Source organism: Granulicatella adiacens ATCC 49175 (assembly GCF_025150565.1).
GTDB classification, from domain to species: Bacteria; Bacillota; Bacilli; order Lactobacillales; family Aerococcaceae; genus Granulicatella; species Granulicatella adiacens.
Map to the genome: position 1 here is coordinate 1,690,670 of NZ_CP102283.1, position 26,564 is coordinate 1,717,233.

Consider the following 26,564-nt stretch of genomic DNA (forward strand, 5'->3'; position numbering starts at 1 on the left):
TTATCCCTCCGCCTTTCTTAGGAATTTGTTTTGGAGGAATGTTGCAAAAAGAATGATTGCAAATAAGATTACAGTTGCTGCCATGGCAACCCCTGGTCTTCCTGCCACATGGAATTTATCGTAAATATAGTACACAGCAGTTGTTGCTGAGTTGGCTGTACCAGCACTTCCCCCAAACAACGCATAAACTTGAGTATACACTTTGAATGCACCAATTAAGTTTACTGTTGATAAGAAGGCAATTGTAGGTACTAATTGAGGGAAAGTAATACGCCAGAAGATTTCACGATCTGTTGCACCAAACATTTTTGCAATTTTGAAATGCTCTGAATCGATGTTTCTTAACCCTGCTAACAAAATAATGATATTGAACGCTAAACTTGTCCATACCCCAAAAATAATTAATGTTGGCATGCTCATATTTACATTATCCAGCCAGTTAACAGCCGGAATACCAATCAAGCCTAAGAAGAAATTGATAATCCCGTAGTCTCCATTGAAGAAGTAACGGAATACAATCCCGATAGCGATTGTACTTGTAACATATGGCATGAAGAAGATAGTTTCAAAAAAACTCTTATGTTTAATCTTCTCAAAAATAATCCACGCAACGACCACTGAAATCAGTAGTGCAACGGGTACAACCGCGAACGCATATAATGCAGTGTTCATAAGTGCTTTATGGAAAATTGGGTCTGAGATTACTTTTTGGTAATTGTCCAAGCCTGTATATTGTAATTTTAATAGTGAACCCTTTTGGAAACTCATCCAGAACGAACGAAGTAATGGATAAATATTAAATAAGAGAATCACTCCTAAAGATGGGAGAAGGAAGAACCAAGCTTTAGGTTGGTTTTCTGGATTATATTTTCTCATTAGTAAACACGCGCTCCATCTTTATCAAATAAGAAGATTTTGTGTTTTAGAATGTTAAATGCAAGTGTGTCTCCTTCTTCAATCTTATGTTCCACACTTACGATTGATTTCAAGTATTGTTCGCCTAATGGGAAGTGAAGAATACGTTCACGTCCGATTAACTCAACCCCACTAATTGTTGTAGAGAATAAACCTTCTCCTTCAGCAGCTGGAACGACGTCTTCTGGACGCATTCCTAAATAGTAATGTCCATCTGCTAATTCTTGACGTTTGCGGTCTTGAGATAATTCAGAAGTTGGTAAGTTGAATGATGGGTGAGTAATCACACCGTCTTTAATTTCCACTTCTGTAATATTAATGATTGGGTTACCGATGAATTTCGCAACGAATAAGTTACTTGGTTCTAGGTATAAGTTTTGTGGGTCATCATGTTGTTGAATGTACCCTTCGTTTAAAAGAATAATTTTATCTGAGATAGATAAAGCTTCTTCTTGGTCGTGCGTTACGAAGATTGTTGTAATTCCTACTTCTTTTACAAGACGACGAATTTCTTCACGGATTTTCAAACGTAAACGAGCATCCAAGTTACTTAATGGCTCATCTAGTAAGAGCACTTCAGGTTTTTGAACAAGCGCACGAGTGATGGCCACACGTTGTTGTTGTCCCCCTGATAAAGTACCAGGTTTTTTACCTGCCAACTCTTCAATGTTCGTTAATTGCATATATTCTTCTGCAATTTTTTGAGCTTCTTCTTTAGAAATTTTATTTTTACCAACCGTTAGTGGGAACATGATGTTCTCTAACACTGTCATATGCGGATATAACGCATAGTTTTGGAATACAAATCCAATATTACGGTCTTTTGGTTCTGTCTTAACAACTGAATCTCCTTTAAATTGGATGTCTCCCCCAGTAGGTGATAATAATCCCGCGATTAAATTTAAAATTGTTGATTTCCCGCATCCACTAGGACCTAGTAAACATACTAAATCTCCTTGTTCAATTGAGAAATTTACTGACTTCAATGCTTCAAAGCCGTTATCGAATACTTTGTTTAAGTCAATAACATCGATCATGACTAATCCTCCAGTTTTATTTACTTCAATACATTCTATTCTACCATGTTTTTTAGTTTCTGAAAACCGAAATCTTGTTTTTTTTGAAAGCTTTTTATTGTAGACAGTTATCCTATTTTTGAGCACATAAAAAGGACAAGAAACCTCTTGTCCTTTTGTGTTTTTTTTAATGTGAAAGAAGCCATCCAAAATAGGTTTCTTATTCAAAACAGTCTGCTCTTTGTGAACGTTTTTTTAACGTTTTACAATCTTAAAGTAACTTCTAGAGGTTACTTTGTAGACAATAAAGTAAACAATTAAGAAAATAATCCCAATGACAATCGATGCAATCAATGTGATTTGAGTATTTACTCCAAATAATTGTGCAATCTTCGTATACATTTTAAACGCAAAAGCTGTATGCATGAATGCCGTTAATAGAGGCATGAAGAAGACAATTAATACTTGGCGATTGATAGATTGTTTAACCGTTTTATGATCAATTCCCATTTTTTGTAAGATGACAAAACGATCTCGATCCTCATATCCTTCAGAGATTTGTTTGTAGTAAATCACTAATACCGCACCCACAAAGAAGGAAACTGAAAGTAAGGCCCCAATGAAGAGAAGACTTCCCATAAATCCATATATTTCTTTCGCAGCTTCTGTTTTACTAGACATGGCTATAGGGACACTATATTGATCTACATCTATATTTTGATAAGCATCAAATTCTTCTTTTAAACTTTCTTCTTTTGTATCTGTATTCCATAGTGAATAGTACTGCACTCTCTCATGATTTCCTGGATTGATAAAGTCATATACGTCTTTCACAACCACCATATAAATATTATCCACTAAGGCTGATAGTTGAGGCAAGGTCGTCTTATACTTATCATCGTTTAAATCACCAACAACTTTATAGTTTTTTTTGGCAGTAGTCAGTGTTGAAAACTCTTTGCCGTCTCCTTTTGTATGGCTCACTACCATTTCATTTTCTTTTAAAGAAAGATTCGTTCCAAAAATGCGGTTATAATCCTCTTGAGACATCACCGTCAGAGCTACCACATTCTCTGCCCCAGAGAAAGAATTCATAATCTCAACAGAATCCCCTTTTTGAAGACCAAAACGAACGGATTGTCCAAATGAAATTTCATTCTTAACAGTTGATAAAGATTTAGCTTGAATATCTTTCATCGCTTTACTTGCTTCTGCTTCTTCCTCTTTAGAAGTCAAAAATGAAGAAACCGAATATTCCGTAGGATAAGATTCATTAAGTGTTTTAAAAGCTCCTACTTGTAAAGACACCGTCGTTCCTAGTGTTACTAATACCATGGTAGATAAAATACACACACTAGCCAATCCAGCAGCGTTTTTACGCATACGGAATTTTAAATTGGAGATTGAAATAAAGTTTGTAGGTTGATAGAATAGTTTTTTGTTTTTTTGCAATGCACTTAAAATGGCAATAGAACCTGCATCAAACAGAATGTACGTTGCAATCACAACCATAACAACCGCAACAAAGAACATCAGGATGGCTGCCATCGGACTTTCAATCGTTTGGGACATATAGTACGCTAGTCCTAAAATCACAAAACCAATGACTGCGCGCGTCTTCATGAAACGACCTTTTGTTTCACCAAATTTCTTTGTTTTTAGTAATTCTAATGGACGACTTGTATAAATTTTCGTAGCATTTAAGAAGAACACAATCAAGAAGATGACACCCATGAAAATATATACAAAGAAGACGCTACCGATTTGCAAGTGATACTCTAGTCCAATCGGATATTGAATCAGTTTTAAGAGAACCGCAAATGCGAAACGGTGGAAAACCATCCCAAGTGCAATCCCAGCCGTTACACTAGCGAGTGCAAATAAGAACAATTCCATAAAGCTAAGAATTTGTACATTTTTACGGTCTAAGCCTAAAATTCCATACAAGCCAAATTCTTTCGAACGGTTCTTCATTACAAAACTATTGGCGTAAAGCACAATTAATAGCGCCACAACTTGAATCACAATCACTCCCAAGCCTAAAGAAAGAGCGATAGAAGAACCCCCTCTTAAAGTGGAAAGTTCTGGCATTGAAGATAATGCGTGAACGATATAAGAAATCATCGTGACCATGACAGTTGCGAGTCCAAATGGTAAATACAGCGAATGATTCTTTTTCAAATTCGTCACAGCTAATGAACTTAGTAGTTTAAACATGTGCCTCACCTCTGTTCGCCATCACGGTTAACGTTTCAGAGATTAATTCAAACATTTGTTGGTCGCTTCTTTCTCCACGATACAATTGGTTATAAATTAATCCATCTTTAATAAAGAGCACTCGTTTAGCACGACTTGCCGCAACCGTACTATGTGTTACCATTAAGATTGTTTGACCATTTTCATTGATTTTATCGAATAAATCTAATGTGTTGCTAGCTGATTTTGAGTCCAGCGCTCCGGTTGGTTCATCGGCCAGTAGTAAACTTGGATCAGTAATCATTGCACGACCGATTGCCACACGTTGTTGTTGACCACCTGATAATTCATAAGGATATTTTTTCAATAGGTCTGAAATCCCTAGCATTTCAGCAATCGGCTTCACTTTTTGTTCCATCTCCGCAATCGGACGTCTTGCTAAAACGAGTGGCAATACGATATTGTCATATACTGATAAAGTTTCTAATAAGTTGAAGTCTTGGAACACGAATCCTAAATGGTCACGTCTGAATTCTGTTAGTACTTTTGAAGAAATCTTTTGGATGTCTTCTCCATTTAATAGAACACTTCCTCCTGTTGGACGGTCTAGAGTCGCTAAAATATTTAATAGCGTTGTTTTCCCTGAACCGGATTCCCCCATCACTGCCACATATTCGCCTTCCTCAATTGAGAAATTGATGTCTTTTAGCGCGGTTACTTCCGCAGCTCCGAATCTTGTTTGATATACTTTTTGTACATGTTGTACGTCTAATAATGTCATTGTTTTCACCCTTTGTTTTAATTTGTTGAACACAGTATAACCGAAATAAAAAGTGAATTCATGACACCATCCTATCATTTTTTATTCGTTTCTTACATTTTTGTCACTTTAAAAATTTTATCAAAAAAGAGGCTCCCTTCGGAAACCTCTTTGAATATTTTTAGGCAATTATCGCTTGATAATTCTGAAGTAACTTCTTGAAGTAATTTGGTAAACAACGAGATAAACCACCACGAAAACAGCTCCAATCACGATTGTTGCATTTAATGTGACACTACCGTCAACGCCGAAGAGTTCGATAATCTTACGGTACATCTTAAAGGCAAACGCCGTATGGATAAACGCCATGACTAATGGTAAGAAGAAGACGATGAGTACTTGACGATTGATGGATTTCTTAATCGTTTTTTGATCAATTCCCAATTTTTGCAAGATGACAAATCGATCTCTATCTTCATACCCTTCAGAAATTTGTTTGTAGTAAATGACAAGCGCTGCTCCGATAAAGAAAGCAATAGATAGAAGAGCTCCCACAAAGAGCAAACTTCCCATAAAGCTATATAATTCCTTAGCCGCTTCATTCTTACTAGCTAAGAGCAAATTGCCATTTTTATACTGATTTGCTACTTTTTGATACGCTTTGAATTCTGCATCTCGTTGAGAAAATTCCGTTGTTGTATCCCACAACGAATAATACATAGCCTTTCCGACAGAAGGTTCCATAAACTTCATCGGAGCTTGGACAATCGCCACATAAATATTATCAGATACATACGGAAGCTGAGGCATTACTTTTTTATACGCTTGGGCATCAATCATTTCTTTGACTTTCAAAGTCGCATTGAATACCACAGACCAAGTCTTCACCTCGTCCACTTTTGTAACATTCCCTTTGACAAGACCTAGAATGATTTCTTTATCTCCTACCGAATACTTCGTTCCAAACAAGCGATTATACTCGTCGGCCGAAATAATAGTCAACATTGCAGCTGGGCTGTCTCCAGAGTGAATCCCTGTTAAATCAAACCCTTTCTCTGTGCGAGCACCAAAGCGAAGTACACTTAAATAACTTCTTTCATTAGAAAGTTTCCCCTTCGATTGCGCCTTGATTTGTTGAACGATTTCTGGGTATTTATTCACTTCTGATTGGTCGATAATATATCCAATTGCGGAATAGGCCGTTGGATAGTTTTGATCTAGTTTTTCAGTCGTTCCTTTTTGTAGGGCCACTGTCGTCGCTAACGTCACTAAAACCATAGTTGATAGTACACACACACTTGCAAGACCTGCAGCATTTTTACGCATACGGAACTTTAAGTTTGAAATCGAGATAAAGTTCGTTGGTTTGTAAAATAACTTTTTATTTTTTTGCAGTAGAGCCAGCAACGCAATTGAACCCGCATCAAATAAAATGTAAGTTGCAATAACTACTAAAAGAACTGCTAAGAAGAAATAAAGAAGTGCTTTAACAGGTGACTCAATGGCTTGAGACATCGTATAAGCAGTTCCTAGCATCACAAAACCAACAATGGCACGGAAGGCAACAAAACGACCTTGTTTTTCTCCTTTTTTCTTTTCCTTCAAGAGTTCAAGCGGACGACTCATATATAATCTTGTCGCATTGATAAAGAACACCAGAGCGAAAATAACCGCTAAAGTAAAGTACACATAGAAGATACTTCCGATTTGTAACGAATATTCAATCCCGATGGAATATTGAATCAACCCCAACAATAAGGCAAAGGATATGCGGTGGAAAATCATTCCAAGAACAATCCCTAGAGTAACACTGACAAAAGCAAAGATGACTAATTCAATAAGACTGAGTAATTGAATATTTTTACGGTCCAGACCCAAGATTCCGTATAAACCGAACTCTTTCGAACGGTTTTTCATCACAAACGCATTCGCATATAAAATAATAACAAGCGATACAATTTGAACAATAATAACCCCAAATTGCAATGTTTTAGCCATCTGGGCACCACCGTTTAAACTTGCAAGCTCCGGCATCGCAGATAAGGCATGTGTAATATAAAGAACAACGGTTACCAATACCGTTGCTAGGGCATATGGTAAGTATAATGAATGGTTCTTCCGTAAATTCGTAATCGCCATCGAACGAAGTAAATTAAACATGTGCCTCACCTCTGTTTGCCATCACAGTGAGTGTTTCTGAGATTAATTCAAACATTTGTTGATCCGTTCTGTCTCCACGATACAATTGATTATAAATCAACCCATCTTTAATAAAGAGCACTCGTTTAGCGCGACTGGCAGCTACGGTACTATGTGTTACCATTAAGATTGTTTGACCATTTTCATTGATTTTATCGAACAAATCTAATGTGTTGCTAGCTGATTTAGAGTCAAGCGCTCCAGTCGGTTCATCGGCTAGCAGTAAACTTGGATCGGTAATCATGGCACGACCAATGGCTACACGTTGTTGTTGACCGCCTGATAATTCATAGGGATATTTTTTCAATAAATCTTCAATCCCAAGCATTTCCGCAATTGGTTTCACTTTCTTTTCCATTTCTTCTATTGGTCGACGAGCCAATACGAGTGGAAGCACCATGTTGTCATACACCGATAATGTTTCTAACAGATTGAAATCTTGGAATACGAAACCAAGATGATCGCGACGAAATTCCGTTAATACTTTGTCTGAGATTTTTTGAATATCTTCACCATTTAGGAGGACTTTCCCTTCTGTTGGACGGTCTAGAGTCGCTAAAATATTTAAAAGCGTCGTTTTCCCTGAACCAGATTCCCCCATGACGGCTACATATTCTCCCTCTTCCACAGAGAAGCTAATATCTTTCAAAGCCGTTACTTCAGTAGCTCCGAATCTTGTTTGATACACTTTTTGTACGTGCTGTACATCTAATAATGTCATTATTGTCACCTTCATTTTAAAATTGTTAACCTTAGTATACCGTAAAAAAATTACAAATTCATGACATTCTACTATTATTTTATGGACTTCCCCTCTTTGGCTCGAAAACAACAGTGTACCCAACTATAAAAACGAACAAATTAAAAAAACACTATCTTTATAGTACGTATATTTTACTAATTCACGAACTATTTCATAAAAACGTTTCCTATAGTTTGCTTTTGAGATTGACAATCTTCTTTATTTCTAGTATAGTCTTTATATAACTTATTTGAAACGCTGTGAAAAGAGAGTCAAAAATAGAGCTTACCGCAAACCGAATATCACTCTATTTTTAACGAGGTTTTTGAGCTGATTGTCTGATTTGATAGGACAATACGGGTTCTCCCGTTACAGAGTTACCGTATAGTTGTACGGAAGTAATCTTCTATAAGAAGACTGTAATGGCGCCACCACAACTTCAACTCGTCCTTTTAGCGTTGGCTAGAAGTGCGGGCTTTTTTTATTTTGTTTCAATGATTGGAGGAATAAACATGGCTGAAGTAGAAAGCTTTACACTCGACCACAACAAGGTCATCGCTCCTTATGTTCGATTAATCGCGAATGAGCACGGAAGAAAAGGAGATGTGATTTCAAATTTTGATATCCGTTTCTTACAACCGAATAAACAAGAAATGCCGACCGGTGTTGTTCATACCTTTGAACATCTCTTAGCCGATCTTTTACGGGACCGCTTAGAAGGAATTATCGATATCTCTCCTTTTGGATGTCGTACAGGATTCCACTTAATTTTATGGGAAGAACGATCACCAGAAGACATTGCACGCGCATTGAAATCAACGCTAGAAGAAATCGTTGAGAAGATTCAATTCAAAGATATTCAAGGCGTCTCCGCCGTTCAGTGCGGAAACTACCGTGACCATTCCTTATTTGGCGCAAAAGAATACGCCAAACAAGTATTAGAACAAGGTATTAGTATCGATCCTTTCGAGAGAAAAGTCATTTAACCACTCATTCAGTAAGAAACATTAGACACCTAGACTGGAGGACCTCCCCATATGAAATTAAAAACGATTGCTAAATCCCTTATCGCTCTCTCTACTGCATTCGTCTTAGGCGCTTGCGGAAATAACACTGCTTCAAGCTCTCAAGCTTCGCAAGGATCAGAGGCTTCAAGCAGTGAACCTAAAACCGTTAAAATTGCTTCCGTTGGTTCTGATGCGGATATATGGAGACATATTGCCGAGTCTGAACAAGCTAAAAAAGCAGGTCTTAAAATCGAAGTACAAGAAATTAACGGTGGCGTGCCATTGAACGAAAGTGTGGCTGATGGAACCGTCGATGCCAACGCATTCCAATCCATTGGATACTTGCAGGGATTTAACGAAGCGAATTCCAACAAACTCGTTCCAATCGGTACGACTTATATCGAACCAATGGGGCTTTACTCTAAGAAGGTGAAAAGTCTAAACGTCTTACCAAACGGTGCAAAAATTGCACTTCCAGATAGTCCATATAATGCGACTCGTGCCCTTCGTTTATTAGAAAGTGCCGGACTGATTAAACTATCTAGTTCTTTCAAAGAAGGAACGGGGACTACCAGTGATATCGTTGAAAACAAGAAAAACTTTGAGTTCTTAATGATTGATGATACGACTAGCGTACGTGTCTTAGACGATGCTGATTTAATCGCAATCGGAAACACCATCGCACTTGAAGGTGGATTAAATGTATTAAAAGATGCTTTATTCTATGAAAAAGCGGATGAATCAACCATTACTAGTATCAATGTAATTGTTGTGAAGGCAGAGAATGCCAAAAATCCAGAAACCTTAAAACTAGTGGAGCTGTATCATGATCCAGAGATTCAAAAATGGATTTCAGAAAAATTCGACGGAACTAAAGTGGAAGTGAATAAACCAATTTCTGAAGTGTGGGGGAAATAATTCATGAAGATTGCGATTGTTGCTGCCATGAAAGAAGAACTCCTTCCGTTTGAAGAGCATTTTTCTCAAGGAAACGTCATCTTTTCAAAAGGGCCTATTCGTATTTTAGAAGTGCATGAGAATCTGATTCTCGTGCAATCGGGTATTGGAAAAGCGAATGCTGCCGCGGCTAGTGCTTGGTTATGCGATAAAATCCATCCAGATCTCATCATCAACACCGGGACAACAGGAAGTTTTAATCCTGAATTAGGATTAGCAGACGTGATTGTCTCTACGAAATTTGCCTATAGCGATGTGGATGCGACCGGATTCGACTACTCATGGGGACAAGTTCCTCAAATGCCAGCCGATTACCCTGTCGATGTAAAATTACAACAAAAAGTACTCACGCTTCTTCGCGAACAAGTCCAAAATTTCTCTGTCCATAGCGGTTTTATCGCGACAAGTGATTCCTTTATGAGTTCGGTTGATGCGGTTGCGAACATTCGTGCTAAATTACCGGATATCACAGCCAGCGACATGGAAGCAGCACCTATTGCGCAAGTGGCTAGTTTCTATGACATCCCTGTGTTGAACATCCGTGGTATCAGTGACCATGTTGGTGGAGACGCTCCGGGTACTTTCGAGGAAACCCTTGAAAAAGCTTCACAAAACGCATTCGAAGCAGTATGGATCCTCGTTGAAAACTTCTTATAAATCTTCCTAGATATACGCAAACGCTAAACCCAAAAAGGAGCAGGCTACTCGCCTCGCTCCTATTTTGTGTGCTGTATTATTTAATTGCTAGTCGATGCAAAAGAGATATTTAGAAGCAATATTCACGTAAAAGAACAATGAAAAAGAATCAGTTGATTGAAAGAATGGCGAGGCTCAAGCCGGTGCCCCACTATGACTCTTTCAACAACCAACTGATTCTTTAAATTGTTCTTTTATATTGCTGTATTATTTAACTTTCAAAATATCTTCTTTCGCGTGGATAAGCTCTGTAATCAATTGACAGTAAGGTGTTGGAATACCATATTCCTTCCCTTTTCTAGCCACAAAGCCGTTCAAGAAGTCCACTTCAGTAAAGCGGTGGTTTTGAATTAAATCTTGGTGCATTGAAGGATAGTGTCCGCGAACTTTATTAGACGCTGTATACACATAATCTTTCATCGCAGCTGGATCCAAATGCACGCCTTCTTTTTCCGCAACAGCGACAAATTCAGCAATAATTTGCATTACAATCGCTTCTGCTGTTGAAGTATCGAACACTTCGCCGATGTTTGCGTCTAAGATCGCACATGTTGCGTTCATCGTACCATTTACACACGCTTTACGCCATGTTGAGAAATGAACGTCTTCGCTGTAGCTTGCGTTCAAGCCCGCTTTGTCCATCACTTCTACTAATTCTTTAGCAATTGCTACACCACTTGGGTCTGCAGCTTGCATTTCTACCGTACCAGTACCGCCTAAACGCGCTACCCCTGGTTCGATTATACCCGCAGTCCAAATCGTAACCCCCATAATAATGTTTTTACGAGGAACGTATTTTGCCATTGTGTCTTCGTGTCCTAGACCATTTAAAAGACAAAGCACTTTTGTATCTTCGTGGATAATCGCTTTAATCTTTTCAAGCATTTCGCCTAATTTCATTGATTTTGTAAATGCGATGACCACATCTACTTCTTCTGTTGCTTCTTCTGGGCGAATAATTTTGATATCAATCGTATCTGTGTTTTCTCCATCAACGACTTTCAATCCATTTTTTTGGATGGCTTCGATATGAGCTGGCCATTCATCGATCAGCGTCACCTCTTGTCCTGTTTTTGTTAACATGTAGCCGAAACGGCATCCCATTGCTCCTGCACCCGCAATTGCGATTTTCATTTTAACTCCCCTTTTCTCTTAAACGGTTAATTTGTAATCTTCTGGTTGAATCCATTTTAACACTTTTTCGAATAAATGAACGAATACGATGTTTAACGCGATTGGCGCAACGACGAAAATAAGTGTCACAATAACGATATTCATCACACTCCATCCGCCCTCAGCTAGGTTCAACGCATTGATTGGTCCTACTAATCCGCTGAACCCAAAACCTGCACTTTGAGGGGTTCCTTGGATGTTCAATAAAGCTGCTAACACACCAAGTACAGCAGAAGTACACATCATTGGTAATAAGATTTTTGGTTTTGCCAACACATTCGCCATTGACATTTTTGGTGAACCGATGAAATGCGCAATCGCAGTTCCTTTTGGATTCACTTTCCATCCCGCAATCGCAAGACCGAAACCAGCCGCACAGATTCCAAGGTTTGCTGCCCCTGAACCAACACCGCTAAGGCTAATCGCCACGGCAATCCCTACTGTTGTAAACGGAGAAACGATTAACATACAGAAAATAACGGCTAATAATAAACACATAATAACGGGTTGTAATGATAATAGATTTCCGATTCCTTGTCCTAGTAAGGTTGTTAAAGTTTTGATGGTTGGTAACGCAAGACGACCTATTCCACCAACAACGACTAATAACACCGTTGGAATCACGATAATAGAGTATGCTTTTGCTTTATTGCCAATCCATAAAATGACTGCTGCTCCTAACGCTGCAGTAAGCCCCATCGTAATGATGTCTCCTGTACCACTAAACACAATTCCTTTTACGTCAGGATTGAAATTCGCAACTCCACCTGCAAATAAGACTGCTAGTGCCAACGCTCCTGTTTGAATTGGAGTGAATTTGAAGAATTGACCGACCATCAATCCGATAATTGCTCCCATTAATGTATTGGCCACTTGTGTTGCTTGGATTATCAATTGGCCTTGTGGGAATACTGGTAACAACGCCTTCACTAATTCCCCCAGTAGTGCTCCAGGGATAAGTGTAACGACCACGCCTAATGCAAGTGCGTTAAGGACGTTCATCGTGAACTCTTTCCCGCTGTATTTCTTTTGTTCCATAAAGCTTCCACCTTTCATAAGATTGGCTTTATTATAGCATACCCAGCAACTAGTATTGTGATATTTTCTTATAAAATCATATAAAAGACCGTAGACCGTTACATTTTTTCTGCAAAATATAAAATTAGTTTCCTGTTAAAAAGTTTTGATTACTACGAATCATTACGGATGTTTCCATAATCGCTGTAGTGGGGTACCGGTTCGAGCCTAAAGTCTCTCACCTTCAAAGCCTCAAAAAGGGAGTAAGGAATAAATTCCTAACTCCCTTTAGTCACAGTGGTTGAATGGTATGAGCTACACTGTAAACAGTTTGCTCATACCTATTCAACTGTGTGGGGGAAAGAAAACGAAACATCCTAGATACAATAATGTATCTAGGGTGTTTCTGTCTTTCTCCCTCGCATTTGATACGATTCCCCACCACTGCGATTATAGGATCCGTATGATTCTTCGTAATCTCTGCTTAGTGAATTTATGTTTGCATAACGCCTACAATCTTTTATCTTGGTTCTTCTGAAAATATCACTGTGCTGGGAATGTATTAAAGTCAATCTTAAAAAAGCTTCGTTATGGTGGGATGAGTTCCAAGGGGCAGAGTGCTTTCTAACGGCTTAATGATTAGACAAGGTTACACTTTTGAACTTTGCATGGATGAAATTACCATATTTGGTAATTTGTACTGACCCCAAAAAGTTAGACAATTAATTTAAGTAAAGGATTTAGTTCTGTATTGCACAGGACTAAGTCCTTTTAATTTTACTTTGATTCGTTTGTTGTTGTAATAATCAATATAGTCGACGATTGCCCCCTCAAGTTCCTTTATAGACTTAAATGTCTGCTCATAGCCAAAAAACATCTCTGATTTAAGAATGCCAAAGAACGATTCCATCATGCCATTGTCAGTACTATTACCCTTACGGGACATAGATGGCTGAATTCCCTTATCTTCTAAAAAACTATGATAAAACTCATGCTGATATTGCCATCCCTGATCACTGTGGAGAATAGTACTCTCGTATTGTTCTTCTCTAAAAGCTTGTTTTAACATATCTTTTAATTGGTCTAAATTTGGTGAAGACGAAAGGGAATAAGCTATAATTTCGCTGTTATAACCATCTAAAATTGGTGATAAATATAGTTTTTTGTTACTTGTTGGGATAGAAAATTCCGTAATGTCTGTATAGCACTTTTCCATCGGTTTTGAAGCTTCAAATTGGCGTTGAATAATGTTTCCAACTCTCTTTCCAACGGTTCCATGATAAGAAGAGTACTTACGTTTTCTGCGAATACGAGCCCTTAGACCTAACATTTTCATCAGGCGCTGTACCTTTTTATGGTTTACGATGAAACCACGGTTTCTAAGTTCAAGAGTAATACGACGATAGCCATAATTTCCTTTATGCTCGTTATAAATAGTTTCTATTTCGTTTTTTACGGCCTGATTCTTATCTTCTAGGTTTAGCTGCTTTAAGTGATAGTAGTAAGTTGAACGAGCAAGTTTAATAATCTTTAGAAGAATATCTAAAGGAAACTCTGGCACTAACTCTCTGACAATCTGTGTCTTTCTTCTTTCTCTTTTTCCTCCTTCAAGCGGAGTTCTCTCAACTTTTTTAGAATGGCATTCTCCGCTCTTAAATACTCATTTTCAGCCTGAAGGCGTTCTAGTTCTGTCATCTCTTCTGGTTTTTTCTTTGGCTTACGTCCCATCTTAAGTAGTCTCCCTCTTGTTTTCTCAACAATAGTATACTTATTTTTCTTGTATTGTGCGAGCCAGTTATAAAGCATCGCAGGACCTGGAAGACCGTATTCAAGAGAAACTTTTTCTATACTCAAACCTTTATGTAAGACTTTATCAATCATTTCTTGTTTTATTTCTGGAGGATAATAAATATTCTTCCCTCTTTTTACTATCTCTAAACCATAACGATCAATCAATTTAATCATATAGACAAGATTTCTCGCATTTATACCGAACGTATCCGCAAGTCGTGCGTAGCTAACTCCTTGTTTTCTGAGTTCGTAAATTTGAATTTTATCCTCATAAGTTAATTTCATAAAAAAACACCCCAAAAGTTAGATTTTCTGTCTAACTTTTGGGGTGCACTTCAAATTATCATATATGTTAATTATCATATATGATAATTTTCAAAAATTTGAACAAAAGAAAAAGGCCGGACAAACTGCCCAGCCCTAGAGTCTTCAAAAATTATAAACCTGGTGCTTCGTTGATTGTTGCTGTAAGCATCCAAACTAATTTTTCTAATGCACCTTTTGCACCAGTGAAGATATCTTGTGTAACATCGTCGCCTTCTTCGCCAGCTACTTCAATACCTTTTTGGTAAAGGTCGATTAAGTAACGGTATCCTACTAATAAATGACGGATACGGTCTTCCATGCTGTCGCTGTAGTTTCCTTTAGCATCGGCAATCTTAGTGTTTTCAGTAAATTCACGTAATGTTGAATAAGGTGCTCCACCTAATGTGATTAAACGTTCTGATACTTCATCTAATTGAGCATCTAACATTTCCATATGTTGATCCATTAATGGATGCATTGTGATGAAAGTAGCTCCGCGCATGTACCAGTGAGCTTGGTGTACGATTACTGATTGTTGGCTTAAATCAGCCACTAATTGATTTAATACTTGTTTTGTTTGTTCTTTTGACATATCTATTACCTCCTGTTTCTAGTTTAGAATTATTCTAAACTATGAATATAGTATAGCCCCATTTCAGTAGATTGTCAATAGACGAGTACAGAAAAAGGGATAGATTTTTCTACCCCTTCTAGTTACTATACCCATTTATAAAGTAATTCTTATAATTCAAAAAGTATCTCTCTGACAGTTCATCATTCTCTGTGTATAAATTTTCTGCAATGGTAAAAGATTTTTTTATCGCTACTTCATTATGAGCATTACATAAAATCACATAGGCTGTAGACAATTCTCCACTGGGAACAGTTAAAGCAAAACAGTTTGTCATATTGGCTATTCGAAGGAATCCTTTATTGGCATCAATCTGAATTTTTTTAGTTTTATCATCAAAATGTCCAAAAACAGTATCTCCAAACCCATTTAAATCTACGGGACCTTCTTTACTAACAATAATATCATATTTTTCTAACCGTCTTTTTGTGGTTTCTATCAGCTCTAAACGTTCATCAGTATACTTCCCTTCGAATGTATCTAAGTCTACTTCTTCATCATTAAACAAGTCACAGATATTTTTGTCGTCTACTAGTATCTTTACTCTTTGATTAGAATCTTCTAAAACTCTTAATTTTAAGTATAATTCTCGAAGTAATTTTAGATTTCTGGAGATTAAACCTATAGATGGCATAAACGAAATCCCATCGGTTGATACTTTCTCATTTTCTTTTTTTCGTTCTTCGTAAAACAATAATGGATCAATCACAGAAAATAAATTTAGAGAAACAGCTGGAGCTAGAACTGAACCTCCACCGTCTGTGCCCATTCCTATATCATTTATCCCTAAGAAGACATTGATTGCTGTTCCACTTGAAGACCCTGTCATAGGTAAACCGGTTATTGGATTTTTTAGATTAATATCAATTGCACGACCACCTAAACTAGATTGATCTCGAGTATGCAGATAGTACGAACATTGATTCAATTTTTCTTCCATCTCATTCGTTAGATATAGACTAATTTTTACTCCAAAATAATACCCATCATGATTAGAAATCTCATCAAAAGCCAAGGGATATACCCTATCTACTGATTTTAACGGATTCTTCATCGCAAGCATTGTTTTATAAGCGTATTTTTGTATTTTTTCCATAGTAAAAACCTATTTTTCAAAAATTCTATTTAAGAAGGAATGTCCATGCTGCGGAGAATCCACATTAAAGTATTCTCCAACAGTAGCAGCAACATCAGCCATAGTATCACGTTCTCCAACATATTTCCCTGTAATACCAGGACTGTATATCAGAAGAGGGACTCTTTCTCTCGTATGATTACTATGCCCAATTGTTGGATCATTCCCGTGATCCGCCATCACAATTAAAATATCTCCGACATTTAACTGAGGAAGTAATTCAGCAATGCGTTTATCGCTCACTTCTAACCGATCTGCATATCTCTCCACATCTTCAGCATGACCAGCCAAATCGGTTTCTTGAATATTTAATGCAATAAAACCATTTTCAATGCTCTTAACTTCTCCCATTAAACAATCAAACAAATATTCAGAGTCGACACCAGGGAAAAGTCTTGTGCTTGTTGTTTGTATGATATCCGCTATCTTACCTAAGAAAGAAACTGTAATTCCTTTCTTATCTAAAATCGTCGGTATTTGAACATTCTTATCAATTCCATACCCTAAATGAACTACCTGATATCCGTGATTATAAACTCCTGACTCTGGAGCATCTACCCCTGCTATCTTGTCATTCTTCACTTTTCTAGCTCGTAAAAGGTTATCCAGCGTAATTTGTTCTCCTCCAAAAGTGATAACCCTTGATACTTGAACAACCTCTCTAACAACATGCCCAATCTTACTTAACTCTTCAAAGCTAATTAAATCTAAGCAAGCTGAAACATTATAAACTTGTCCATAATCTGTTTCTAAATTATCACCTACTGTTGCTACTTCGTTCACAACAAGAATTTGTAATCCCGGATCTCCAACGCGTCTAACTTTATAACCATATTTTAATAGATTATTTTCAACTTCATCTATTTTTTCATTAAACGGTTGAATCAACGGAACTTTCGGAGTAGTCCCCATTATTTCTTGATGTCCTAAAAAAGAATCTGCTCCATAATGAGTTAAATTGGCTATCCCATAATTAGCCGTATCCGAAAATTTATGTTCTCCGACTTCCTCACCAATAGCGTTCATAAGTCCTAATTTTTCTAACGTAGGAATTTTTATATCAGGTTTTGATTGAATGATATGTTTTGCTGTATTACTTCCAACATCTCTAGGTCTTACCTCTACACAATCATCCATTGCTCCTACACCAAAACTATCTAAAACAATGAGAACAAATCTTCCCATTTTTTCACCTTCTCACTTTATTTCCCAAACTATCATAGATTCCAACTAAATGTGGTTTCCCACTCTGTAGTCCTGAAACAATAGCTAAATCACTTCGAGTAACAAAAATCTGTGTTCTAAAAGAACCAATCACTGTTGCTCCAACTGGATGCTCATTTTTAGTCTCAATATAATAATCAATACTCTCATCTTTCAGAGGAAGAACTGTATCAAAAACAACATTATCTCCATTAACAACTTCCACATTCTCAAAATGACCTCGCCTATAATATCCTCCACCATAAAAATATGAACGGCCATCTAAATTATGAGAGATTTCGCTAACATACACTAAGGCAGGAATTTCTGGCAAATCCAGAACAGCATGAAGCGGAGTGGTTCCCGTCAAAGCATGCCCCGGTTCTCCTTGGTGACCTCCTAATTTTCGAATTTCTGGTATTGTCACTGAGCAAGTAGCAGATGGCATATTTAAGATTGATTGAATTCCTTCTTTTTCAAGAATTTCTTTTGCTTTTTCTACTGTTTTCATGTTATTTGTTGGAATAATATTTTCTTTACCATCAAATAAAAAACAAGGAAACGAAGTGAGTCCACCTATTTCTACCCATTCAGACGCCTCAACAATAGCAATAACCTCATTTAAATCGGACAGATGAAAGCCACCGTATTGGCCATCATAAATATTGTCGCCTTTCTCAATAACTTTCAACAAAAACTTCTGATGTTTTTTTAATCGATTCGCAACACGAATAATCTGCTGTACTTTCTCAAGTGAGTACACCGTAATGTAATCTGTTCCATAAGAAATGATTTTCTCCAACAAGGCATCCGGAATTTGTACTAGATGTCCCACATTCCCTAAAGACAATCCCTCTTCCATCATCCGCAAAGCTTCTTTATAGTCAACAACAACAGCCTTTTTTATATCTGTATTTTCAGCAAGCGCCCTTGCTATAAATGGATTTCTTCCAATCTGTTTAAGCATATAATAAAGCTCAACATTTTCTTTATTTGCGATTTCAGACATATATTTTGCGTTTTGGATAACCGCATCTAAATCAACCACATAAGTATCTGGGAGGATTTCACCATCTTGATGAAGCTTGACTGCAAAATCGACTAAAGATCGATTTCTTCTATTCACAAGATCAAGAAACATCTTTGTCACCTTCTAACAAATTCAATAAATGAAGATAAATAAACTCTAATTCATTCTCTGAATAAACTTCTTCACCGATATAATTTGATAAGCGGCTCCAAAATTCTTTACATTCAGCAAAATTATGATGGTTATTAACTTCATTTCGAATGATTTCTTCCATTTTGGCATCCAACACTTCATTTTTTCTGCGTCTCGATTCAGCCATCGCTAAATGAATAAGAAATACTTCGACCTTCGTGTCATCATTAATCTTCATTTCATTTCGAAAAAAGTCACTAGCCTTCAATATATATTTTTTTGTATCTTCATCTATAACATCCGCCACTACCAGAACATCTAATTTCTCTTCTAGCATGAACTCACCCCTTTTAATATTGAGGAATCATCTCATTATTTTTCACTTTTTCTTGAATCTCAATTATTTTATCTGCAGCTACACTTTGATTAAAGAACGCCATAAGCGAATCATCATCTTTATGAACTACAACAACTGCAGATGTCATATCATCAATCCACTGATTGTGTTTTATTTTCGAATAGCTTAAATCGGAATAATCTTTATCCATTAATTCATCTAAATTCCAAACACCAACGTCTACAATTCCCTTTCTTAGCGCTGTTAGAATTTGAAATCCAGGCATTTCAACTAATTGAACATTTTTACCTTTTACAACTTCTTCAGTTAGTAGATATTGGTCGATTGAATTATAATCAATAGCTACCTTCTTACTTTCAATAGTCTTATCAGTATTTTCACTAGAAAAGACAACAACGTGCTCACTTAAATAACTATTTTTACCGAAGTCTAGTGCTACTTCTAACGGTTCGCGATTATGAATAGCTTGTTTAGCAGCAAATTTAGAAACAATTGCAAAACGATAAAACTTACTCGTAACTGCTTTAATTCTTTCTTTAGACCCACGAATATAACCTAAATTCAATGGAATATGGTTATTGCGGAATTCTTCGTAAATTCCGGTTGCTAAACCTTCATAGAGTTTAGAGTATGGCAACGTCATAGTCCCAAGAACCGTTTCTGACAATGCATAAGATTGTAATATTTCATAATTAATTTCTGAAATAAACGAACCTTGGTGTCCTTTGCTGATTAATTTAAAGGCCCCCTCACTTTTTAAATAAGAAATCGCATTTTGAACGGTCCCACGAGCTACTTCTAAATCTTCTTGATATTCAGAAATACTAGGCACCTTATCTCCTACCGATTTCTTTAAGAAATCAGATGCAATAGCATTGATTACTTGACCTTTTTTCATTAAAAACTTTTCTACCATACTCTTCCTCTTATTTATTCTTTCACTTTTTCTATAGATTCTTTCAATATTCTTATAATAGTTTTAGCCCCAGAGCGATTCGGATTAATTCGGATCAAACGCTTTTCTGCTGTTGGATCCGCATTTCTAAAAGTGCCGGAAACTCTATAAAACAAAGGGCAAAACTCATATTGAGATTCAGCTCCTACAGGATACGGCAACGCACCTAACTTCGTCGCTTCCTCAATCACCGCTTCAGCAATCGGTTCTTTTAATTCTACAATCAAAACTCTCGATTGTGCATTCACAATAGAGGCTTCTTTAACCATATCTAAGGTCCCCTGATTTAGCGATTCACATACTTCCTCGCCAACTTTAGCGGAAATAGCTTGAGAAACCGGAACATATATCATCCCTTTTAAAACATCTAGAGCTTCATGTCCCTGCACTTGTCCTCCACCAGAATAGTTTTCTTTTTTCAAGCTTTGTAGCGATTCGGAATTTCCTACTAAACAACCTATTCCTTCTGGACCTAAGAGCTTAAATGTTGAAAAACAAGAAATATCCGCTCCATATTGAACCCCAATCTTTTCTGTTTTAAAAACAGAGTAGTTATCATCTGTAATCACAAATATATCAGGGCGCAACTCTTTAATTGTTTTAATAACTGTTTCTGTTTCATATGAATCAGATGGAAGTTGTCTCGTAACTTGAACCAGAGCTGACGTTATTTCTTTACTTTTAATGATATCTTTCAGAGCATTTAAATCATTAAAGTCCACTTTTTCATATGCGATACCTAACATCTCAAAACTCACATTCGTTGTTGGATAAATAGGTGCATTATGAATTAATATTTTCTTTTTACGGTTAACACCCGCATGTAACGCCAGTCTTATAGCATTTGTTCCTGACCCTCTAACTAACAGCGCTTCGTCGGCGTCAAAAAAGTTTGCTATAACTTTTTCGACCTTTCTTGTATACACAGGTTGATTCAGACCTTTAACTACTCCTAAATCTCCCCTAGTTAAAATTTCATTTCCAGGAAAGACTTTAGTAATCTCATCTACTAACCTGAATTGCATTTCTTGCGCTTCTGCGATTGTTAAACTTTTTAAAGGATAACTTTTCATCTTTTACTCCTTACCAAAAATCGCTTAGGATTTTCCACTAACATTTTACGGATGAATTTGTCTGAGACTCCTCCCTCTCGTAACATTGGAACAAAACAATCTAATAGATAAGAATAACCTATTCCACCTTGATATTCTAGGTTTGACTTCCGCGTAATATCCATAGATAAGAATACCTTATCTTCATAGCCTCTTTTCTCAATTTCTTTTAGCATTTCTACTCGCAATAAGTCCGGTTGGTAATTCTCTTTACCAACAGTATCAAACTCTACATAGACACCTTCATCTAGCATCTTAAGAATATAATTTACATCGCCCGTTAAATCGACATGTCCAATAATGACTCTATCTAAATCTACATTTTCTTTTTTAAAGAAGGCAACTTGTTCATGACCATATGTTCCTAGAGTTGTATGAGTGGTAATCGGAATTCCCAACTCTTTATGAACAATTGACGAAGCAAGAAAAACCTTTTTCTCTCTATCAGTCATCATGTTTTTACTAGTTCCTATTTCACCGATAATTTGCGCTTTTATATTTGTACCGTCAATCCCTTCAAGAATCTCTCTTCGCATTAAATCAGCTAACTCTTCAACACTAGCATCTGTTACAAAATCCGGTAAAAATTTATCTTGATAAAAGCCTGTCGCTTGAATGATATTAATTTTACTAAGCTCAGCAACCTTTTGAACATATAAAGGATTTCTTCTCATATCAAGATTCGTAACATCTACGATGTTACGAACCCCTTCAGCATATAATTTTTTAAATTCTTCTACTGTTTCATCAAAGCAATTTAAATTAGTATCATCAATATTTTTTAATCTAGATAAATCAATGGTCGTATGCTCGTGCATATAAGTAATTCCATCTATGAACGTCATATCAACAATCTCCTATCCAGCAACTGGTGTGAATAATCCAACCATGTAAAGAATATTAACAATAATTCCTAAACTGATTGCTGCAACTGGTCCGATAGCTAGTTCAACGATAGGACTTTTAGCCTTTCTATTTAGAAGAAGCAAGCCGATAACCCAGAAGTATCCAATCCCAGGTGCGATTTTTTCAGATGCAATAGCACCACCAACTAATAAAGCCACTTCTAAGACTTTATTCATTGCTGTACGAATGTGTTCGCCCATTTCACGAATTCCAGGGAATTTATCCAATCCTTTAGCCACTAATGCTAACAATTGAACTTCAACAAACATCAATGCCGCACCGGCAATAAATGCAACTAACGGATTACCATTTAGTAACATCCCCACTACAAATACAAACGTCGCTCCAGCTGGGCTATAAACCCCTGTTACAATTGCTGTTGAGAAGACTAACGGAATAAATCCAATACCTCGAGCAAAAGCAGCTAAAGCAGCTTCACTAATTTTTCCTTCAGTTAATAATTTTAATGAAATTGGATCCCCAGCAAGAATCATTAAACTAGTAGAAGCAGATACAAGACCTCCTGTAAGTGATAACCAAAGCCAATTTTTCTTAATTCTATTTACACGTTCTAAGAATACACTCACTAAAGTCTCATTCGAATTACTTCCATCTCCTTTTACTTGCATTGCAAATACAATCATGAAAATCATACCTACAAGTAAAGACATTCCTTCTGCACTTAGTTTAATGGTAGTCGCTTCTAATTTAATCGTTCCAAATTGTTTGACTGTAAACAATGCTAATAAAGTCGCTAATAGAGTGATTGCTGCTTTTTTAAATCCATGTTGGCTTGCAATCGCAATTGCAGGGAAAATACTAAACCCTACGATAATAGGCGATCCTACAGAAGATAGTGCAGGCATAAAGTTCACAGGTAGCATATTGAACAAATCAACTACAGCTTGTAAACCTAACACAAGTCCCACACCATAGAGTGCTCCAACTACTCCTGATACAACCATCCCGATTTTTCCTTCTGGAGCCCAAGAACCGATAATATCTGTCATCAATAAAATACTATGCACTAAAATAATGGAAGCCCCAATCGATACTGGAATACCAAATCCGATAACCAATCCAAAACTCAACGCAAAACTTGTTGCTGCTAATTCCTTTTTACCAATCTTCTTTTCTAAATATTCTGGAAGAATTGGTCTTAACCCATCATTAAAAACAGCGATTCCTTTATTCGCTAGAATCGAACACAATGCGCCTAGCAACGCAATAACTATTAATTCTAAAGTTTTATCCATCGTCTTTCCCTCTTTTTCTATTAAATTTTATTTAGTTCTTCCATGATAATTGGGATAACATCATTTTTATGTTGCGCTGTAAATCCAAATGCTTTCTTTCCACTTCGAACATTTTCCCTAATTTCTTCTTCTGGCATTATTTTTCCAGGCATCGAAACTGTCACACAATTATCTCTTCCTAAAAGAGCTAGCGCCATCGCCAAAGCTCCTCCCCCGCCAGTGTTGCAAGCTCCAATATAATAATCAGCTGTCCCAGATTTAATAGCCATCGCAGCATCCAAATCACTCTTCACTTCCACGCTATCTTCTGGCAAACCATACTGAAGTACTAAAGCTTTTACTTCCTCTTTATCAATTTGACCACCAACTACAATTTTTTTCATCTAACATCCTCCTCTATTTTTCACTTAAAAATTCATTATGGACTGCATAATTGACTGCGCTAGCAAAATCGTGTGTGTTACTATAATTTCCAGATTTTTGTTGTCCATTATTCATTTTATTGGTCAGAACAATTACTACTATCTTATTTTTTGGAGAAATTGTTACATAAGTGCCCGTAAATCCATTGTGTCCAATCGCATCTTCCGCCAAAGATTGCATCCACCCAGCATTCTTTAAATATCCATAAGATTGAATTGAACCTGATTTTGTTTTAAACACGTCTTGTAAGAATAGTTCCACGGTTTTTTCGTCATATAGAACCGTATCTCCTCGTTTTCCTTTATCTACTAAAACTTGATATAAGGTTGATAAATCAGTAGCAGTAGAAAACAACCCTGCGTGACCAGCATATCCTTCATTTGCCATAAAAGCATTCCCATCATTCACTTCACCTTGGAGCTCGTAATTACGCCATCCATTGAACTTTTCGAACGCTTCTTTATCTGCTGTCATGTCATATCCAAATTTAGGGAAATTTACCTCATCGATCATCATCTTTTCAAAAGGATTTCCGTATGAAGTTACCGCAATTTTTGATTTACCAACACCATTTTTAGTTGGGTTAAACATCGTATTTTTCATTTCAAGCGGTTCATAAATCGTTTTAGCAACATATTTGTCAAATGCTTCTCCTGTAATTTTTTCTGCAATAAACGCTAAAGTCATATAGCCTAAATCACTGTACTTATACTCTCCAGGTTTAAATTCTAACTTTTGATCTTCAATGTATTTCAATGTATCTTGTCGATTGTTTGAATATAAATAAATTGCTTTCCATTGTGGAAGACCGGATGTATGACTGAGTAATTGACCAATTGTTACATCTTCTTTTCCATTCTTTCCAAATTCAGGTAAATATTTCGTTACCTTATCATCTAGCTTCACTTTTCCTTCATATACTAAATGCATAAAAACTTGAGTTGTCGCACTAATTTTTGTAACTGAGGCTAAATCAAAGAGCGTATCATCAGTAACTGCAGAAGGATTTTCAATCTTTTCAGCAGGATTCTTCGAAAAATCAAATGCTTGAATCGTTCCATAGCTCTTTTTAAAAACTATTTTTCCATCTTTTAAAACAACAATTTGCGCTCCAGGAGTAGCTTTAGGGTTTGTTTCTGCTAATTGGCTTTTCACATAAGAAAAAGCAACTGCATCAATTGCTTTTTCAAGAGCTTTTGACGACTCATTGTTTTCTTTATTCTCAGCCACAACTGTTGTTTCAGAACTTTGAGGAACTGCTTTATTTGAACATCCTACTAATCCTAATGCACATACTACAGAGCTAATCATTAACACTTGCTTCTTAAAATTTTTTAACATCATAACTCCTCCGTTCAATATACATTTTTTTGTACAATAGAAACTATCTTTCCTTAAACGATCATAAAAAGCACCCCCATTTATGAAAATACACTTTTTTGTACCTTATCTATACGCCAAGTATAATACTATCTTATTTTTTTGTAAACCCTTTCTTTAGATAAATTCTGCTATTTATAATACTAAATCATAAAAAAAGGCGCTTCTCTTTCGAGAGCGCCAGAAGCTATTTATATTATTTTTTCGCTAAATCGGTGATGTAGTCGAAGAAGGCATCACGGTCGACATGGTAGACAAGGTCGACTGGGCGGCCATTTTCTGCTTTGATAGTACGGCCACGGCTTGCACCAGCAACAATCACGTCACTGTTCACAACAGAGCGTTTCACAAGGTCTTCTTTCCCGAATGAAGCGGTCGTTAACACGTCCCATAGGAAGTATGTTGAGTTCGTTACGTAGTGAGTAAGAGGAGGCACGATTGCGTAACATTGCCCTAAGAAGTCAACGCCTTCGATGGCACGTTCTTTTGCCCAACGGTCGCGAACATCCAGAGATAATGGCACCATGTTTGTACTTTCAAGCGCCACGAGTTCGATTTGAATGCTGGATTCCCAGACGCGTTTTGCAGCGAATGGATCCCAGTACACGTTCCACTCCGCAGTTCCGTCGTGTTCAGGATCTTCCACGTTCCCCATATCAAGGAAGGTTCCACCCATCCAGTAAAGTTTACCGATGTTTTCTTCGATGGTTGGGTCTTGATCTAACGCACGCGCTAAGTCTGTTAAGGGTCCTACGAACACAAGATCCACTTTCTCCTCCGATTCTTTTAAGGCACGGATTAAATCTTCGTGCGCTTTTAATGGTGAATCTTGCACCGTGATTGGTTTATGTTCGTTTAAAATTGGAAGTGCGTCCACTGTGAAAGCGTGCATTCTCCACTCTTTCGGGAATGGGTTCACAGGGCGTGAGTCTGAAGAAGCGACTTTCAATTGTTTGTCCTTTTCAGAACCGAACTTATGAATAATCTTCTTGCTGGCTTCCACCGCTGGTAATAAATAGCAGTCCGCTTCGATAACGCCGACCCCTACTAATTCCACATCTTCCATTTTTAATAGTAAATATAATGATACTAAATCATCAACGCCACCATCGTGGTTTAAATAAACTTTACGCATTTATGAGTTACGCTCCTTTAAAATGGTTTTCTTGCACGCTTTATTATACCTAAAAACGAACGATATTGAAACTATTTTATTTAACGTTTGGTTTTGTTTTCGAGTGCATTCATTCTCAGTTTATGTTAAACTA

The 26,564-nt window shown here is 36.9% G+C and carries 24 protein-coding genes; 3 read left to right on the top strand and 21 right to left on the bottom strand.

The window, feature by feature from the left end:
• The 6 genes from NQ540_RS08335 to NQ540_RS08360 form a co-directional block, all read right to left on the bottom strand.
• Positions 1–876 (bottom strand): carbohydrate ABC transporter permease, encoded by an 876-nt coding sequence (locus NQ540_RS08335; protein ID WP_005606185.1) that lies wholly within the window; start codon positions 874–876, stop codon positions 1–3.
• Positions 876–1,952: an ABC transporter ATP-binding protein gene (locus NQ540_RS08340; protein WP_039848948.1), complete on the bottom strand. Its 1,077-nt coding sequence runs from the start codon at positions 1,950–1,952 to the stop codon at positions 876–878. Before NQ540_RS08340 ends, NQ540_RS08335 begins: the two co-directional genes overlap by 1 nt.
• Before the next feature lie 234 nt (positions 1,953–2,186).
• Positions 2,187–4,148 (bottom strand): FtsX-like permease family protein, encoded by a 1,962-nt coding sequence (locus tag NQ540_RS08345; RefSeq protein ID WP_005606187.1) that lies wholly within the window; start codon positions 4,146–4,148, stop codon positions 2,187–2,189.
• On the bottom strand, positions 4,141–4,908 hold the full coding sequence (locus tag NQ540_RS08350; protein WP_039848950.1) for an ABC transporter ATP-binding protein: 768 nt from the start codon (positions 4,906–4,908) through the stop codon (positions 4,141–4,143). Before NQ540_RS08350 ends, NQ540_RS08345 begins: the two co-directional genes overlap by 8 nt.
• Before the next feature lie 168 nt (positions 4,909–5,076).
• The gene (locus NQ540_RS08355) at positions 5,077–7,047 is read right to left on the bottom strand and encodes an ABC transporter permease (protein ID WP_005606189.1); all 1,971 of its coding nucleotides are present in this window, start codon (positions 7,045–7,047) and stop codon (positions 5,077–5,079) included.
• Positions 7,040–7,807: an ABC transporter ATP-binding protein gene (locus NQ540_RS08360; RefSeq protein ID WP_039848951.1), complete on the bottom strand. Its 768-nt coding sequence runs from the start codon at positions 7,805–7,807 to the stop codon at positions 7,040–7,042. The genes NQ540_RS08355 and NQ540_RS08360 overlap by 8 nt, the downstream gene beginning before the upstream one ends.
• Before the next feature lie 533 nt (positions 7,808–8,340).
• On the opposite strand from NQ540_RS08360, the gene NQ540_RS08365 reads away from it, so the two are divergent.
• Genes NQ540_RS08365 through NQ540_RS08375 form a run of 3 tightly spaced genes read left to right on the top strand, consistent with a single transcriptional unit; the run spans position 8,341 to position 10,449 of the window.
• Positions 8,341–8,814: an S-ribosylhomocysteine lyase gene (locus NQ540_RS08365; RefSeq protein ID WP_039848953.1), complete on the top strand. Its 474-nt coding sequence runs from the start codon at positions 8,341–8,343 to the stop codon at positions 8,812–8,814.
• 51 nt (positions 8,815–8,865) lie between these two features.
• Positions 8,866–9,753, top strand: a complete 888-nt coding sequence (locus NQ540_RS08370) for a MetQ/NlpA family ABC transporter substrate-binding protein (protein ID WP_005606192.1) — start codon at positions 8,866–8,868, stop codon at positions 9,751–9,753.
• A gap of 3 nt (positions 9,754–9,756) precedes the next feature.
• Positions 9,757–10,449, top strand: a complete 693-nt coding sequence (locus tag NQ540_RS08375; RefSeq protein WP_005606193.1) for a 5'-methylthioadenosine/adenosylhomocysteine nucleosidase — start codon at positions 9,757–9,759, stop codon at positions 10,447–10,449.
• 246 nt (positions 10,450–10,695) lie between these two features.
• On the opposite strand, the gene NQ540_RS08380 is transcribed toward NQ540_RS08375, so the two are convergent.
• The 15 genes from NQ540_RS08380 to NQ540_RS08450 form a co-directional block, all read right to left on the bottom strand.
• Positions 10,696–11,622: a 2-dehydropantoate 2-reductase gene (locus NQ540_RS08380; RefSeq protein WP_005606194.1), complete on the bottom strand. Its 927-nt coding sequence runs from the start codon at positions 11,620–11,622 to the stop codon at positions 10,696–10,698.
• Positions 11,623–11,640: 18 nt separating this feature from the next.
• Positions 11,641–12,699 carry a PTS transporter subunit IIC gene (locus NQ540_RS08385; protein ID WP_039848954.1) on the bottom strand — a complete coding sequence of 353 codons (1,059 nt, stop codon included), beginning with the start codon at positions 12,697–12,699 and terminating at the stop codon, positions 11,641–11,643.
• A gap of 706 nt (positions 12,700–13,405) precedes the next feature.
• A protein-coding gene (locus NQ540_RS08390; RefSeq protein ID WP_223429364.1) for an IS3 family transposase occupies positions 13,406–14,754 on the bottom strand; the annotation gives its coding sequence in 2 pieces (ribosomal slippage) (positions 13,406–14,313 and positions 14,313–14,754; 1,350 coding nt in all).
• A gap of 151 nt (positions 14,755–14,905) precedes the next feature.
• Positions 14,906–15,367, bottom strand: coding sequence for a Dps family protein (locus tag NQ540_RS08395; protein WP_005606196.1), 462 nt, complete (start codon positions 15,365–15,367; stop codon positions 14,906–14,908).
• Between the two features lie 118 nt (positions 15,368–15,485).
• Positions 15,486–16,502, bottom strand: coding sequence for an amidase family protein (locus NQ540_RS08400; RefSeq protein ID WP_005606197.1), 1,017 nt, complete (start codon positions 16,500–16,502; stop codon positions 15,486–15,488).
• Positions 16,503–16,511: 9 nt separating this feature from the next.
• Positions 16,512–17,726 (bottom strand): phosphopentomutase, encoded by a 1,215-nt coding sequence (locus NQ540_RS08405; protein ID WP_005606198.1) that lies wholly within the window; start codon positions 17,724–17,726, stop codon positions 16,512–16,514.
• Positions 17,727–17,730: 4 nt separating this feature from the next.
• Positions 17,731–18,885 carry an alanine racemase gene (locus NQ540_RS08410; protein ID WP_005606199.1) on the bottom strand — a complete coding sequence of 385 codons (1,155 nt, stop codon included), beginning with the start codon at positions 18,883–18,885 and terminating at the stop codon, positions 17,731–17,733.
• Positions 18,875–19,243 (bottom strand): hypothetical protein, encoded by a 369-nt coding sequence (locus NQ540_RS08415; RefSeq protein ID WP_005606201.1) that lies wholly within the window; start codon positions 19,241–19,243, stop codon positions 18,875–18,877. The genes NQ540_RS08410 and NQ540_RS08415 overlap by 11 nt, the downstream gene beginning before the upstream one ends.
• A gap of 13 nt (positions 19,244–19,256) precedes the next feature.
• Positions 19,257–20,180: a GntR family transcriptional regulator YhfZ gene (gene yhfZ / locus NQ540_RS08420; protein WP_005606204.1), complete on the bottom strand. Its 924-nt coding sequence runs from the start codon at positions 20,178–20,180 to the stop codon at positions 19,257–19,259.
• Between the two features lie 14 nt (positions 20,181–20,194).
• A complete protein-coding gene (locus tag NQ540_RS08425) occupies positions 20,195–21,292 on the bottom strand; it encodes an aminotransferase class V-fold PLP-dependent enzyme (RefSeq protein WP_005606206.1) in 1,098 nt (365 codons plus the stop codon).
• The gene (locus tag NQ540_RS08430) at positions 21,289–22,176 is read right to left on the bottom strand and encodes a phosphotriesterase family protein (protein ID WP_005606208.1); all 888 of its coding nucleotides are present in this window, start codon (positions 22,174–22,176) and stop codon (positions 21,289–21,291) included. Before NQ540_RS08430 ends, NQ540_RS08425 begins: the two co-directional genes overlap by 4 nt.
• Before the next feature lie 12 nt (positions 22,177–22,188).
• Positions 22,189–23,493, bottom strand: coding sequence for a YhfT family protein (locus tag NQ540_RS08435; RefSeq protein ID WP_005606210.1), 1,305 nt, complete (start codon positions 23,491–23,493; stop codon positions 22,189–22,191).
• Positions 23,494–23,513: 20 nt separating this feature from the next.
• The gene (locus NQ540_RS08440) at positions 23,514–23,876 is read right to left on the bottom strand and encodes a DUF2620 domain-containing protein (RefSeq protein WP_005606212.1); all 363 of its coding nucleotides are present in this window, start codon (positions 23,874–23,876) and stop codon (positions 23,514–23,516) included.
• A gap of 13 nt (positions 23,877–23,889) precedes the next feature.
• Positions 23,890–25,260 (bottom strand): serine hydrolase domain-containing protein, encoded by a 1,371-nt coding sequence (locus tag NQ540_RS08445; RefSeq protein WP_005606213.1) that lies wholly within the window; start codon positions 25,258–25,260, stop codon positions 23,890–23,892.
• 232 nt (positions 25,261–25,492) lie between these two features.
• Positions 25,493–26,431 (bottom strand): nucleoside hydrolase, encoded by a 939-nt coding sequence (locus NQ540_RS08450; RefSeq protein WP_005606214.1) that lies wholly within the window; start codon positions 26,429–26,431, stop codon positions 25,493–25,495.
• Between the last annotated feature and the right edge of the window lie 133 nt (positions 26,432–26,564).